Origin of the sequence: Xanthomonas sp. WHRI 8393 (genome assembly GCF_040203315.1) — a bacterium.
GTDB classification, from domain to species: Bacteria; Pseudomonadota; Gammaproteobacteria; order Xanthomonadales; family Xanthomonadaceae; genus Xanthomonas; species Xanthomonas arboricola.
Map to the genome: position 1 here is coordinate 87,643 of NZ_JBEGGL010000007.1, position 12,928 is coordinate 100,570.

At 66.8% G+C, this 12,928-nt stretch carries 15 protein-coding genes and 1 tRNA gene; 7 read left to right on the forward strand and 9 right to left on the reverse strand.

Annotation, left to right across the window (positions count from 1 at the left end; translation table 11 throughout):
• Positions 1-196: 196 nt before the first annotated feature.
• The 3 genes from ABQ137_RS18755 to rocF all read right to left on the reverse strand — a co-directional run bounded on the left by ABQ137_RS18755 (position 197) and on the right by rocF (position 1,595).
• Entirely contained in the window at positions 197-331 is a 135-nt protein-coding gene (locus ABQ137_RS18755) for an entericidin A/B family lipoprotein (RefSeq protein ID WP_016904515.1), read from the reverse strand.
• A 78-nt stretch (positions 332-409) separates the two neighbouring features.
• Positions 410-562 carry an entericidin A/B family lipoprotein gene (locus ABQ137_RS18760; protein ID WP_006451340.1) on the reverse strand — a complete coding sequence of 51 codons (153 nt, stop codon included), beginning with the start codon at positions 560-562 and terminating at the stop codon, positions 410-412.
• A 109-nt stretch (positions 563-671) separates the two neighbouring features.
• On the reverse strand, positions 672-1,595 hold the full coding sequence (gene rocF / locus ABQ137_RS18765; RefSeq protein ID WP_046346094.1) for an arginase: 924 nt from the start codon (positions 1,593-1,595) through the stop codon (positions 672-674).
• Between the two features lie 478 nt (positions 1,596-2,073).
• On the opposite strand from rocF, the gene ABQ137_RS18770 reads away from it, so the two are divergent.
• The 5 genes from ABQ137_RS18770 to tmk all read left to right on the forward strand — a co-directional run bounded on the left by ABQ137_RS18770 (position 2,074) and on the right by tmk (position 5,689).
• Positions 2,074-2,526 carry a roadblock/LC7 domain-containing protein gene (locus ABQ137_RS18770; protein WP_054591235.1) on the forward strand — a complete coding sequence of 151 codons (453 nt, stop codon included), beginning with the start codon at positions 2,074-2,076 and terminating at the stop codon, positions 2,524-2,526.
• Between the two features lie 64 nt (positions 2,527-2,590).
• Positions 2,591-2,950 carry a roadblock/LC7 domain-containing protein gene (locus tag ABQ137_RS18775; protein ID WP_184520039.1) on the forward strand — a complete coding sequence of 120 codons (360 nt, stop codon included), beginning with the start codon at positions 2,591-2,593 and terminating at the stop codon, positions 2,948-2,950.
• A gap of 94 nt (positions 2,951-3,044) precedes the next feature.
• Positions 3,045-3,962 (forward strand): hypothetical protein, encoded by a 918-nt coding sequence (locus tag ABQ137_RS18780; RefSeq protein WP_065033461.1) that lies wholly within the window; start codon positions 3,045-3,047, stop codon positions 3,960-3,962.
• Entirely contained in the window at positions 3,959-4,501 is a 543-nt protein-coding gene (locus tag ABQ137_RS18785; RefSeq protein WP_016904520.1) for a GTP-binding protein, read from the forward strand. The genes ABQ137_RS18780 and ABQ137_RS18785 overlap by 4 nt, the downstream gene beginning before the upstream one ends.
• A gap of 510 nt (positions 4,502-5,011) precedes the next feature.
• Positions 5,012-5,689 (forward strand): dTMP kinase, encoded by a 678-nt coding sequence (gene tmk, locus ABQ137_RS18790; protein ID WP_016904521.1) that lies wholly within the window; start codon positions 5,012-5,014, stop codon positions 5,687-5,689.
• Between the two features lie 177 nt (positions 5,690-5,866).
• Here tmk and ABQ137_RS18795 read toward each other — a convergent pair.
• The 4 genes from ABQ137_RS18795 to birA all read right to left on the reverse strand — a co-directional run bounded on the left by ABQ137_RS18795 (position 5,867) and on the right by birA (position 8,696).
• Positions 5,867-5,942: transfer RNA gene (locus ABQ137_RS18795), tRNA-Thr, on the reverse strand.
• Positions 5,943-5,974: 32 nt separating this feature from the next.
• Positions 5,975-6,850, reverse strand: a complete 876-nt coding sequence (locus tag ABQ137_RS18800; protein ID WP_349783354.1) for an SPOR domain-containing protein — start codon at positions 6,848-6,850, stop codon at positions 5,975-5,977.
• A 155-nt stretch (positions 6,851-7,005) separates the two neighbouring features.
• Positions 7,006-7,734 (reverse strand): type III pantothenate kinase, encoded by a 729-nt coding sequence (locus ABQ137_RS18805; RefSeq protein WP_039524746.1) that lies wholly within the window; start codon positions 7,732-7,734, stop codon positions 7,006-7,008.
• Positions 7,731-8,696, reverse strand: coding sequence for a bifunctional biotin--[acetyl-CoA-carboxylase] ligase/biotin operon repressor BirA (gene birA / locus ABQ137_RS18810; protein ID WP_065033459.1), 966 nt, complete (start codon positions 8,694-8,696; stop codon positions 7,731-7,733). The genes ABQ137_RS18805 and birA overlap by 4 nt, the downstream gene beginning before the upstream one ends.
• 88 nt (positions 8,697-8,784) lie before the next feature.
• Between birA and ABQ137_RS18815 the strand changes: the two genes are divergently transcribed.
• On the forward strand, positions 8,785-9,099 hold the full coding sequence (locus ABQ137_RS18815; RefSeq protein ID WP_024939067.1) for a hypothetical protein: 315 nt from the start codon (positions 8,785-8,787) through the stop codon (positions 9,097-9,099).
• Positions 9,100-9,107: 8 nt separating this feature from the next.
• Positions 9,108-9,863: a M90 family metallopeptidase gene (locus ABQ137_RS18820; RefSeq protein WP_184520032.1), complete on the forward strand. Its 756-nt coding sequence runs from the start codon at positions 9,108-9,110 to the stop codon at positions 9,861-9,863.
• A gap of 157 nt (positions 9,864-10,020) precedes the next feature.
• Here the strand turns inward: ABQ137_RS18820 and ABQ137_RS18825 are convergent, their stop codons facing one another.
• A complete protein-coding gene (locus ABQ137_RS18825) occupies positions 10,021-11,208 on the reverse strand; it encodes a DUF1501 domain-containing protein (RefSeq protein ID WP_184520029.1) in 1,188 nt (395 codons plus the stop codon).
• Positions 11,209-11,292: 84 nt separating this feature from the next.
• A complete protein-coding gene (locus tag ABQ137_RS18830; RefSeq protein ID WP_425519478.1) occupies positions 11,293-12,774 on the reverse strand; it encodes a DUF1800 domain-containing protein in 1,482 nt (493 codons plus the stop codon).
• Positions 12,775-12,928 lie beyond the last annotated feature (154 nt).

Genomic DNA, 12,928 nt, shown 5'->3' on the forward strand with positions numbered 1-12,928 from the left:
GGCGCCGTTCGCCGCAGATCAAAAGCCGTCAAATCCGCACTCACCGCACTGAACAGTTGCCGACGCTTGCGGCACAGTTCTACGTATGTCCGCGCCGTCGCATGCCCAGATGCGTCGCCGCGCTGCCCTGCCTGCGTAAGGCATCAGGCAAAAAAAACGGGCCTTGCGGCCCGTTTTTTCTGCATGCAGCGCTAGATTACTTGCGCGCAGCGTCTTCCACCTTCTCGCCAGCGCCCTGCACGTCCTTGCCGGCACCTGCGACGGTGTTGCAACCCGACAGCATACCGACCGACAACACCGACAGCACCAGCAGCACAATTGCACGCTTCATAACAGACTCCTTCGTGGGTAAAGCGGCGGCTTGCCGCAGATCAATCAAATCAAACAACTAGGGTTCAAAACGCAAGGATCAGCACTTACCGTCGCTGCAGTTGTCGGCCTTCTTTTCGACCTTCTCGCCTGCACCCTGCATGTCCTTGCCGGCGCCGGCCATGGTGTTGCAGCCAGTCATCACGCCGGCCGAAAACAGGCCCAGTACCATCAGTGTCAGCAGTCGCTTCATCGGTCTTCCTCAGTTCTGCGTTCGGTGCAGACGCACCGTGTCTGGCGACAAATCTGACTGCGCGGCCGTGGATTTGATGTGAACGCGGCGTGCTGCGTTCAGCGATCGATCAATCTCGCATCAGTGTTGACTTGCCGAACAGGCTCTCGACCAGATCCACCGCCAGCTCGGCGGTGGCGTTGCGGTTGTCCAGGACCGGATTGAGCTCGACGATGTCCAGCGACCCCATGCGCCCGGTGTCGGCGATCATCTCCATCACCAGCTGCGCCTCGCGGTAGTTGGGCCCACCCGGCACGGTGGTGCCCACGCCCGGTGCGATGCTCGGGTCCAGGAAATCCACGTCGAAGCTCACATGCAGATGGGTGTCATCACTCATGCCCTGCAGGGCGGTTTCCATGGTGCGCTTCATGCCGGCCTCGTCGATGTAGCGCATGTCGTAGACATCGATGCGGTGCTGCTTGATCAGGCGCTTCTCCTCCGGGTCCACCGAGCGGATGCCGATCTGCCGCACCTGCTCGGGCAGCAACGCCGGTGCGCTGCCGCCCAGATGCGTCAACGCCTGCGGGCCCAGCCCGCACAGGCAGGCCACCGGCATGCCGTGCACATTGCCCGACGGCGTCACCTCGCTGGTATTGAAGTCCGAGTGCGCATCCAGCCACAGCACCCGCAGCGGGCGTTGCTGCTCGCGGCAGTACTTGGCCACCGCGGTGATCGAACCGATGCCCAGGCAGTGGTCGCCACCGAGCATGACCGGCATGCGGCCGGCGCGCAGCTGCGCATAGCTGGCCTCCATCAGCGCCTGGTTCCAGGCCACCACCTCGTCCAGATGCCGGTAGCCGGCCTGCGGGGCCTGCCAGGGATTGCGCGGGCCATCCAGGTTGCCCAGGTCGTGCACCTCCACGCCGCGGCCGATCAAAGCCTCCTGCAGCCCGGCGATGCGCAACGCCTCCGGCCCCATCCGCGCACCACGGTGGCCGGCACCGATGTCGGTGGGAACGCCAATCAGGGAAACCGGCAGGTACTGCGTCGCCATGCATTGCTCCAGCATCGAGAAAGCGCTGCAGTCTAGTCGCCGGCTCGTGCGCTGACGCGCGGCAGCGCAGCACGACGTCCGGCCTGCGTCACCGATCACGCAATCGCATTTGCCACTGCAGCAATCGAAAGTGCGGCCGATAGTGCGTAGCGGGCAATGGTCGGACCGGTACGGATGGCAGGCGCAACACCGCGGTACAGGCGCGTTGCAGTCAGGCCGGAGCACTGGCAGTGCATCGGCCGCGCCCGCTTGGCGGCGGCGACCGCGGTCTGATGGCTGCTTGAAGTGACGTGGTTGGGCAGTTTGTGGCGTATCTGCGCTTTGCGGACTGTGCTTGTCTGACCGCACAGTTAAGAGATTGAGGGTGCTATGACGATGACGGAAGGTGCCGATGCTACTGTTCGCCCGCCAGCGCGGGATCCGGTGTCATCGACAAGGTCTTTCATCGCGCAGCGGGTTTCGTACAGGGGAGGATTTCATGCCGCATAACGCCGTCAACCAGGTCGTCAAGGCTGCCGTGGGCGAGGTCGCGCGGGCGTCGCACCAATACGATCTGCAGCGCATCGGGCGCGAGTTCGCGCAGACCATCGAGCGCGAGCCGGGCATCCGTCTGCTGATGCTGTCCACTGCCGACGGGCGCGCCATCGCCGAACAATCCAGCCTGGATGTGGACGGTCGCCGGCTGGCAGCGATGGCCAATTCGTTCCTGACCCTGGGCGAGACCCTGGCACGCGAATCCAGTCTGAGCGAAGCCGACTACGCCACCATCAGTACGCGCGGCGGGCAGCTGGTGCTGATCCGCATTCGCGCCGACAAACCGCTGACGCTCACCGCGGTGGGCAGCAGCGATCTCAATGCCGCAGCGCTGCTGTTCAACGCACGCGACTGCGCCGGCCGACTGGCGACAGCGCTGGCGCAGCCGGCCGACTGAGCGTTTGGCACTGTTCGTGCTTGTGCCAGTGCACTGAATTTCTCACCGCTCGTAAGGACGACCCGTGTCAAAACTCAATTTGGAACACCTGCATTCGATCGCCGGCTTCGTCGGCGCTGCCCTGGTCGATAGCGACAGCGGCATGGCGCTGGGCATGACCGGCGGCACCGATCTCAACCTGGAACTTGCCGCAGCCGGCAACACCGAGGTGGTGCGTGCCAAGCGCCGTATCGCCGAGCAGCTCGGCCTCAACGACGCCATCGAAGACATCCTGATCACCCTGGCGCGTCAATACCACCTGCTGCGCCCGCTGGAGAGCAACGGCACCTTGTTCCTGTACGTCGTGCTGGATCGCGCCAAGGCCAATCTGGCCATGGCCCGTCATGAGCTCAAGGCATTCGAGAAGACCCTGGACTTCGGTTGATGCCAACCAGGCGGCGCGCACGCGTCGCCTGCCCGGCCTGCCGGTCCGTACCGGCAGCCACCGTACTTGCTACGCGCCGACGCGGCGCCCTGTCATGACCTCACCCATTCACACCATGCGGGTCGCCACGGCCGGCCTGGACCTGCTGCACACCACGCGCCTGAAACTGGCGTGCTCGTTGCTGCTGGCCGAGCGCATCGACGTGCAGTTGGGGCAATGGCCGCAACACGCCGCCGAGGTGGTGGTGCTGGGGCTGGAAAGCCCCGACGGCCTGGCCGCCTGGCAGGCCTTGCAAGGGCAACCCGTGCGTGTGCTGGTGGTGTCGCGGACACCGGTCGGCGGCGCATGGCTCAAGCACGGCGCCACCGTGCGCGAACTCAACGAGCAGATGCGCCTGTTGCTGTCGTCCTCCGATCATGCGCAGGTCGCCGAGCCGGCCTTGCTGGTCCGCCATTGCCGCGGCGAATTCGGCACCGCTGCGGTGCTGCTGCGCAACGGACATTTGCAGGTGCGCGTGGACCCGGCCGACAGCTGCGTGCAGCTCCCCGCCGGCATCGCCTTGACCGAGCTGCTGGCGGCCCTGGATCGCCCCGGCTGGCAGGTTGCGCCGGACACCGCCGGTAGCGCACTGAGCCAACGTATTTCCTTCGAAGCGCTGTACTTCGCCCTGCCCGAGCACCTGCGCCCCGCGCTGCCGGCGGTCGAACCCAGCCATGCGCTGCGGTTGCGGCAATGGCCGGAGCTGAGTGCCGAGACCAGTTCGCCGGCGCAGCTGCTTGCCATTGCCCACCTGCATGCGCGCCCGTGGCGCCCGCAGGCGCTGGCCAATGCTTGCAAGCTGCCGCTGCAAACGGTGGAATGCCTGTTCGCCGCTGCACTCGCCAGCGGCCTTGCCCAGACTGCGGAGATTCCCGTGCCTGCAACGCAGCCCCGTCCGGACAGCAGCAACTCCCGGTTTTTCTCCTGGGTCGCACGTCGCTTTGGCCTCTCTCTCTTTCAGGCGCAGTCATGAGTCTTCCGGCCAACAAACTGGTGTTCGTTGGCGGCATGGGCGCCGGCAAGACCACCGCCGTGCGCGCCATCTCCGACGTGGAGCCGGTCAGCACCGAGATGCCGCTCAGCCAGGATGCCTACGGCGACAAGACCTACACCACGGTCGCATTGGACTACAGCTCGATCGAACTGGAAGACGGCGAGTTGCTGCACGTCTACGGCGTGCCCGGGCAGAAGTACCTGGATTTCATGTGGCCGCTGGTGTGCGACGGCGCGTTGGGCGTGATCGTGCTGGTCAGCGCGCGCGATCCGCAGATGCGCGATGCCACCGTGGCCTTGCTGCGCGAGTTTTCGCAGATCGCACCTGCGGCAAGCCTGGCGGTGGGCATCACCATGACCGACGAAATGCAGGACTTTTTGCTGCCGCCGTTCCGCGATGCGCTGGTGGCCGAAGGCTTCCGCATCCCGGTCATGCGCGTGGACGCACGCTCGGCCACCCAGATCACGTTCCTGGTGAAGTCGCTGCTGTCCTATCGTTACACCTCGGCGACCAGCTGAGCGGGCGCGTACGTGGCATTGCCGACGTGGTCGGTGCGCGAGAAAAACAAGGAATCCGGTCACGACGGTGCCTGAGAGGGCGTCACGCGGGGGATGCCGCCTCTAGGGTGACGGCGACGCGTCCATCTTCCTTGTTGCCAGGCACGCAACGCGGACGTCATACATTCGGGTGCTTTGCCTGACTTGTTCAGTATGCCGCGCAGCCAGAAATCAGGGCATCGGGACGTTCCCGACATCGCGCAGGACATACCGGTCATACGGCATATGCAATAGCGCCAGCAGCCGGCAGCGCCTGCAAGCGGCGGTCGTGATGCGGTTGTTGTGCATGCCCGGCACTGCGTTGGACATGACGGTCGTCAAGCCATCTCGCACAGGCATCGACGCGCGGCAGCGGCGGTGCCATCGGTGACGCGCAGCGCAGACCCGATGCGCCGGGATCGGCCGCTGCAGGGCGACGTCCGCGCCAATGCCAGGTGCTGATCCAGCACCACGATCGGATAAAGTAGCGCGATGACAATCGAACTGAAGCCCGGCGGTCTGCTGATCGCGATCGAAGGCATCGACGGCGCCGGCAAGACCACCCTCGCCCGCAGCCTGGCCACCACGCTGGAAGCGGCCGGCGCGCGCGTGGTGCTGAGCAAGGAGCCGACCAACGGCCCCTGGGGCACCCAGCTGCGCCAGTCCGCCGCCACCGGCCGCCTCAGCGCCGACGAAGAAGCCGAGCTGCTGATCCGCGACCGCCACGAACACGTGGACACCCTGATCGCACCAGCGCTGGCACGCGGCGACATCGTGATCCTGGACCGCTATTTCCCCTCGATGGTCGCCTACCAGGGCGCCGCCGGCCTGCCGCTGGACGATCTGCTGGAGCGCAACGCCTTCGCGCCGCGCCCGGACGTGCTGCTGCTGCTCGACCTGCCCCCGCCCACCGGCCTGGCGCGTATCCGCGCCCGCGGCGATGCACCCAATCACTTCGAAACCCAGGACAACTTGGAACGCTGCCGCAGCATCTTTGCGCAGTTGCAGTTGCCGGGAAAGCACGTCGTGGATGCCAGCGCCGATGCGGACAGCGTGCTCCGCCAGGCCCACGCCATCGTCGTTGCCGCTCTGGCCGAACGCCTGCGCGTCGACGCCACCGATGCCGACCAGGCCACGCTGGAACTGCTGTCGGCCGGTCGCCCGGCCTGAGTCGCTGCGCGTCCTGCGCGCAGGCAACAGCGACTGGCGCGCTGTGATTGGCGGGCTGCGGGAAGATAGCTGTTTTCGGCCGATCAAACCGCGCAAGACGCGGTCTGGAGACGCTGCCCCATGGCGCAGTCAATTTCATGCGACCCGTGCGTCTACAGGTTGAACCAAGAACCTTCGTGGTGCCGGCACCCGGATTCGAACTGGGGACCTACCGCTTACAAGGCGGTTGCTCTACCAACTGAGCTATGCCGGCAAAGGCAGGCGCGTTGCGCGCCGGTGCGCATTCTAGCGCAGCGCGGCGCAATCTAGCGACCGCTGACGCGTTGCACCTGCGGTGCCTTGCAATGTGCCGATCGCAGCCGTGCTGCGCACATCGATCCACCAGCGCGATTGCCCGGTGCCGCTGGGCAGCAACTGCGCCGGAAACCCTGCACCGACCAGGCTGGCCTGCCGTCGCTCTGCACGCTCGCGACTCTGGTACTGCCCCAGCGCGATGGTGTTGTTCTCGCCCTGGGCAATCACGTAATAGTCGCCCATGCCGGCGGCGGCGATGCGCTTGACCAAGGCTTGCGCCGCTGCACGATCGCCGACATTGGGCAGCATCACCCGGAACGTACTGACCCCGGCGTCCTTGTCCTCGCGCACGCGGGTGCGCGTGGCCTGGCCACGCAGGCGTGCCAGCGCCGCATCGGCATCGGCGCGCGCCGCATACGGCCCCAGGCTGGCGCAACGCTCCGGCGCAGCGGCGGGAGTAGGTACCGCTGGCGATGGTTTGATCGCCACTGCCGCAACCTCGTTCGGTGTTGGAGCGACCTTGGTTGGTGGTGGAACCTGTGCCGACGTCTGCGACGTTGCGGCCACCTTCGCGGCGGCCGCATCTATCGAAGAAGACGCTGCCGCTGCTGCCGTCGGTGTCTCAGTCGGTGCAGGTGCAGGTGCAGGTGCATCCGATGGTGCGGTGACCGCAGCTGCCGGGCCCATGCCTGCCTCGCTCGCCTCGCCTGGCGATGCTGCCGCAGTGCTCGGCAGCACTTCCAGGCGCGCCACACCGGCCGGCTGCGGCGGTGCCGCCACCGCTGCCGGTGCCGGCTGCAACGCCCACCACAAGGCCACACCGGCATTGAGGACGATCAGGACGACGATGAGTGCGCGGACATACATGCGATGGATTCTAAGCGCGGGCAGTCACAACCGGCGAGCGCTGGTCGGCTTGCTGCCCATGCCAGGTAGTGGGGGCGCAGTGTACGAGCGCTGCCGACCGATTCCGTCTCCCGGCCGCGCCCGCCGCGTGGCCGCACGATCGCATGGCCCACCGTTCAAGGTGCCGACGCAGACCTCGCCCAGGTCGCCAGCCCGTCCAGCACCAGCGCGGCGCGGAAGCTGGCATCGGGCAACAACGGCAGCAGCGGCGGCGCGCCCCCCCCGTGCACCAGCAGCCGCACCGGTACGCCCAGACTGCGTTGCGCGTGCTGCAGGCTGCGCTCGATCAGCGCCACCGCCGCGCCATCGCAGCCGGAGGTCAGCGCATCGTCGGTGTCGTCGGCCAGCTCGACATAGGTCCCGCCACTGGCCGGCAACTGCACCGCGCGCGCATGCAGCGCCTCGCGCATGGTGGTCGGCGAGGCGGCGATACGGCCGCCGTGGTGCTGCCCATCGGCGCCGAGCACATCGATGGTCAGCGCGGTGCCCACGCCGGCCACCAGCACCGGTGCGTCGCCGCGTGCGCCCAGCAGAGCCAGGAAGCGATCGACCCCGAAGCGGCCCGGGTCTGCATAGGCGATGCGGATGCCGGCGCACTCGGCCGCGGTCCGCACGATGCGCACCTGTTCGAAACGCTCGCGCAGGCAGCCGAGCATGCGCTGCGTCAACGCCGGCGCAGCCACGCTGGCCACGTGCGCGATGCGTCCGGTGGGCAAGGCCGACAACGCGGCCGCGTCCATCGCCTCGGCACCATGCGGCCAGGCCTGCACGTCGCCGGCGCGGTCGCCCTGCAGCGGTGCGTACTTGAACCGCGAATTTCCCAGGTCGAACAACCACTCGCTCATGCAGGTCTCACGCTCACTTCTCCGGAGTGGAACAGCCGCACCGTCTCGCCCAGTTGCACCCGCAACGCGCCGTCGGCTGCCAGGCCAAGCGCAATGCCGTGATGCCGGGTGCCGGCCTCCTCGACCTGCACCGCGCGGCCGCTCAGGACATCCAAGGCCGCATAGCGGCCCAGGAACGGAGCCAGCCCCTGCGCCTCGAACAGTTCCAGCGCCGGCAGCAGCGCCGACAACACTGCGGCCACCACGGTATCGCGCGACACCGCGTGGCCGGCCAGCGTATCCAGATCCACCCACGGTTGGTCGATCGCAGCGGCCGCTGCCGCCGGCATATGCACGTTCAAACCCAACCCGATCACCGCGCGCGCGTTGCCGGCCATTTCTCCGCCGCCTTCGATCAGCAGGCCGCCCAGCTTGCGCTCGCGCGCCAGCAGATCGTTGGGCCACTTCAACCCGACATCGGCAAAGCCACAACCGCGCAGGGCCTCGGCCACCGCCACGCCCACGGCCAGGCTGAGCCCGGCCAGCTGGCCCAATCCGCCGCTGAAACGGCGCGAGGCCGACAGATAGATGTGCGCACCCAGTGGCGAGGTCCATTGACGCCCACGCCGGCCGCGCCCGCCGGTCTGCCGCTCGGCCAGCAGCACCGCCACGCCCTGCGCCGGCGCCGGGCGCGCCAGCAAGCTGGTGTTGGTGGATTCCAGGGTCCAGGCGATCTCCAGCGCAGCCAGGCCTGCCAGCGCATCGGCCGCCATCGCCGCACGAATGCGCGCGTCGTCCAGCAGGTCCAGCGGCGCCGCCAGGCGGTAGCCGTCCCCGGCCCGCCCTTCGATCTCGACCCCGGCCGCGCGCAGATTCTGGATCCGCTTCCACACCGCCGCACGGGTCAACCCGGCATCGCGCGCCAACGCATCGCCGGATAGCCGGCCGCTCGCAAGTTTGGCCAGCAAGGCGCGGTCATCCACGGCAAGTCCCCAAATCGATCCGCGAAAGTATGCGCCAAGCGTCCGCACCCGCCCAGCCTGGCTTGCGTGAGGGAGTGAAAAGCACGTTATGATCGGCGACTCACGCCGCTTGCCCTGGATGTGGACGATGCGCCGAATCACGGTTTGCCTGCTCCTGTTGTTGGCTCCGCTTGCCGCGCTGGCATCGGACCAGCTGGCCGATGGCGATCATGAGAGCTGCGTCAGCAGCAACTCGGCGGCACGCGGCAGAACCCCCAACGGCGAGCCGGCAACCCCGGCACGTGCTCCCGCGCACAAGCCCGCGCCGGCCACCGGCGGTGGTGGTGGCGACGGCGACGGACTGTTCCCCCGTATGCGCACGATGCCGCGCTGGCATAGCTTCCTGCCGGGCATGTTCCGCTGATCCAGTGGTTGTTGCGCCGGCTGCGCCGGCCGCCGGCCGATATTCCCGATGCCTTATGGCTGCAGGTCAGCCGCCGCTGCGCCTGGGTCGCTGCGCTCGATCTGCCCCGCCAGCACCGTCTGCGTGCACTGACTGCGCAGTTCCTGCGGCAAAAAACCATTTCCCCGCTCGACGGGCTGCAGCTGCAACCGCACGATCACGTCCTGCTGGCAGCCATGTGTTGCCTGCCGCTGCTGAACATCGGCGCGGCCGGCTGGCGTGGCTGGTCGCAGCTGATCGTTTACCCGGACGCATTCCGCGTGCAACGCACGCATGTGGATGCGGCCGGAGTGATGCATGCCTGGGACGACACCCTGATTGGCGAGGCCTGGGAGCAAGGGCCGCTGATCGTCAGCTGGGCCGACGTACAGGCCGACCTGGACGACCCGCAGGCCGGCTTCAACGTGATCGTGCATGAGATGGCGCACAAGCTCGATGCACTCGATGGCGCGCTCGACGGCACCCCGCCGCTGCCGCGCGATGCGCAGCGTGCCTGGGCACGCGATTTCCAGCGCGCCTTCGATACGTTTTGCCAACGCGTCGATGCGGGCGAAGATACCGAGATCGACCCGTATGCCGCCGAGGCACCGGAAGAATTCTTCGCGGTCGTAAGCGAATACCACTTCTCCGCGCCACAGCTGCTGGCGCGCCTCATGCCGGATGTCGCTGCACAGCTGACGCGTTTTTATGGGCCGTCGCCGTTTGCGGCGTCAGCGCAGCGCTGATGGTGCGGTAGCATGCCTGCATGCGTTGGGCTGTCGTCGTGCAATGCTGTCGCGCGCATCAATCGCACGCGTTTCAAGCGACTGAGCACACCAATGCGCGATGCCGCACGCGGCTACACGCGGACGGATCGAAAATCGCTCGCGCATTGCCAGGCACTCACACCAACCCAAGATCGCGCGGCCTCGCACCGGGAAACACCCGTTCCAGCTGCGCAGGCGACAATCCCCACAACCGGCTCAGTACACCGCCGAACAGGCTGCGGTAATTGGTGAGCACCGGATAATCGCGGTTCTGCAGCAGCTGCGCCTGCGCAACTTCTACCTGCTCGCCGGCGATCCGGCCGCCACGCACGCTGCCGCCCAGCACCCAATAGGTGGTGCCGTGCCCGTGATCGGTGCCCCTGCTGCCGTTCTCGCGGAAGGTGCGGCCAAACTCGGACAGCACCACCACCACGGTGTCCTTCCATGCCGGCCCGAGGGCGTCGGCGTACGCCGCCAGCCCTTCGCCCAGATTGCGCAGATTGTTCGCCAGGCCGCCTTCGACACTGCCCTGATTGGCGTGCGTGTCCCAACCGCCGACATCGACAAAGCCCAGCCGATAACGCTCGCGCATCAGGCTTGCCATACGCCGGGTTTCGTCGGCGAAGGTGCGCGCACTGGCGGCGCCGCGACCGGCATGCTCCATCTCTTCGCGCAGCTGCGCGGTGACCTGCTGACGCAGTGCCAGTCCCTCGCGCGCAGCGGCCGCCAGCGGGGTTGCGTCGTACATTTGCGACAGGATCTGTGCCTGACGCGCATCCAGACCGCCCTTGCCGATGCCCCGCAACGACACGTTGGGCAAGTCGCCGCCGCCCTGGAAGGTCAGCGGTAAGGAATCGGTGAAGGCAATCGCCGGCACTCCGCTGAGCACACCCGCCAGGCGCGCCATGAAGCCGGAACGATAATCGCGGCGCTGCCGGCCAGCCTGACCGGATTCGATATCGTCCTGGGTTTCGAAGTGACTGCGCGACAGATCGTCGGTACCGGCAAACGGCACGAACGCCAGTTGCCGGCGTTGCCACAGCGGCAGCAGCGCATCGCGCATCACCGGGTTGAGACCCCATTGCGTATCCAGCGCAACGGCACTGTTCGGGTTGGCCGCATCCGGCCGCGCGATCGCCAGGGTCGGACGCGCCTGATAATAAAAATCGCTGGCATGCGGTACCAGCAGATTATTGCTGTCGTAGCCGCCGCGCAGGAACACCACCAGCATGCGCGCACTGTCGCGTGGCGCAGCAAACAGGCGACCGCTCCAGGGCAGACTTGCGGCCGCTGCAGAGGCAAGCAGAAATTGACGTCGTTGCATGGCGCGCTCCTGTGGCGGTGATCGCTGGTCGAACGTTGAAACAGCAGGTTTGAATCGGCAACCGTTGAATCGGCGACCCTCGAATCAGCGATAGTTGAAGTCAGGCGATGACAGCAGGAATCCGTTCCATTCCGCAGGCGAACGCGCCTGCCCCAAGGCATCGCGCGTGCCGCTGGAAAGCGACGGTGCCACCCAGCGATACGATGGGCGCGTGTCGATCTGCGTCAGCGCCGGCAGTGGCGTGTCGTTATCGCCATCGAAGCGAAACAATTGCTTGGGCCCGCTGCCCAGCGAACGTGCCACCTCGAAACGTCGCGCCAGTTGCCCGGAGCTGGTCCACGCCTGCGATTGCAGCGACCAGCCATCGGGGGTGATGCGCCCGAACAGCGGCTCGCCGAGTTGCTGCAGCCAGCTCGCCATCGGCGCGGCATTGACCACCGGCTGGCCCTCGTACGCCAGTCGCATGGCCGAAACCACGAACCGATTCGGATCCTTGAACTTGCGCGGTTGCGCCTGCGCAAATTCCGGCGCGTCCAGCATGGCCTGCATCACCTGGGCGATATCGCCATCGCTGCGTTGAAACGTGTTCGCCATGCGCTCGACCAGCGCGGCCGGCGGCTTGTCGCTGACAAAGTACTCGGCCAAACGCTGCGAAATGAAATGCGCGCATGCCGGCTGCCGCACCAACAGCTGCACCGCGCGCTCGATCTCATCCAGGCCGCCCGCAGCGATGCGCTGGCCCAGCAAGGTCTTGTCGCCGGGTTGATGGCGCGCAGGATTGAATTCGAACAGCCCCTTGCGCACTACCTGCGGCTGCCCCGGCACGGCAGTCGGCAAGGGCGGAGCGCCCTCCGCCTTGACCGGCACCAGGCCGGCGCCGGTGAGTATCAGCGCCAGTTGCTGCACATCCTGCTGGCTGTAACCGCCATGCACGCCCAGCGTGTGCAGTTCCATCAGTTCGCGCGCGTAATTTTCGTTGACCTTGCCCTTGGCGTTCTTGGCGTTGTCCAGATATTCCAGCATCGCCGGACTTTCCAGCGTCGCCATCACCAGGTCGGCGAACTTGCCGGTGGCATGCGGGCGGATCGCGTTTTCCATGTAATCGGCCGCCATCCATTTCACCCGCCCCTTATCGGCGTACACGCTGAAATGATTGAGCCAGAACCACACCAGCTGCTCGCGCGTCTGCTCCGGCGCATACACCGCACGCAACAGCTGCGCCTGACGCGCCTGGGTCAGCATCTGCCCGCCACGCGCCTGCCATGCTTTGCGCAACGCGGTCTTTTCCTCACCATCAGGCATGTCTTGCAGGCGGATCTTGTCGGCCTCGTACTGCGTGAGCAATGTCAGCAAAGGCGTGTGCAGCGCATCGAAGTGCTGCAGCTGTGCACGGATCGGCGCTGGCAACGCCGCATCGTCGCTGGCCTGCAACAGCGACCTGCCATAGCGCTTGGGGCCGAGCCGCTGCAGTTGCGCGGCGCTGTCGGCATCCACGCCGTAGGTCGCACGCTGCAGCCAGCGCGTCTGCGCCGGCGTCAGTGCTGAATTGGCAGCACTGCACGACATCGCCAAAGCGCAGCCCGCCAACAGCCATGCCAGCTGCCATCGGTGATGGCGGGGCGCGCCTGCTGGACGTGCGCTCAGCCAGCGTGTCTGTGCATTGCGCTCGAACATGCAGCTCTCCATCGCAACGGCCTGAAACGGGCCCAGTATGGTCAAG

Coding starts and splice junctions, on each gene's coding strand:
- ABQ137_RS18755 (WP_016904515.1), bottom strand. CDS start 331: ATGAAGCGTGCAATTGTGCTGCTGGTGCTGTCGGTGTTGTCGGTCGGT.
- ABQ137_RS18760 (WP_006451340.1), bottom strand. CDS start 562: ATGAAGCGACTGCTGACACTGATGGTACTGGGCCTGTTTTCGGCCGGC.
- rocF (WP_046346094.1), bottom strand. CDS start 1,595: ATGGCGACGCAGTACCTGCCGGTTTCCCTGATTGGCGTTCCCACCGAC.
- ABQ137_RS18770 (WP_054591235.1), top strand. CDS start 2,074: ATGCCGCATAACGCCGTCAACCAGGTCGTCAAGGCTGCCGTGGGCGAG.
- ABQ137_RS18780 (WP_065033461.1), top strand. CDS start 3,045: ATGACCTCACCCATTCACACCATGCGGGTCGCCACGGCCGGCCTGGAC.
- ABQ137_RS18785 (WP_016904520.1), top strand. CDS start 3,959: ATGAGTCTTCCGGCCAACAAACTGGTGTTCGTTGGCGGCATGGGCGCC.
- tmk (WP_016904521.1), top strand. CDS start 5,012: ATGACAATCGAACTGAAGCCCGGCGGTCTGCTGATCGCGATCGAAGGC.
- ABQ137_RS18800 (WP_349783354.1), bottom strand. CDS start 6,850: ATGTATGTCCGCGCACTCATCGTCGTCCTGATCGTCCTCAATGCCGGT.
- ABQ137_RS18805 (WP_039524746.1), bottom strand. CDS start 7,734: ATGAGCGAGTGGTTGTTCGACCTGGGAAATTCGCGGTTCAAGTACGCA.
- ABQ137_RS18815 (WP_024939067.1), top strand. CDS start 8,785: ATGATCGGCGACTCACGCCGCTTGCCCTGGATGTGGACGATGCGCCGA.
- ABQ137_RS18825 (WP_184520029.1), bottom strand. CDS start 11,208: ATGCAACGACGTCAATTTCTGCTTGCCTCTGCAGCGGCCGCAAGTCTG.
- ABQ137_RS18830 (WP_425519478.1), bottom strand. CDS start 12,774: ATGTCGTGCAGTGCTGCCAATTCAGCACTGACGCCGGCGCAGACGCGC.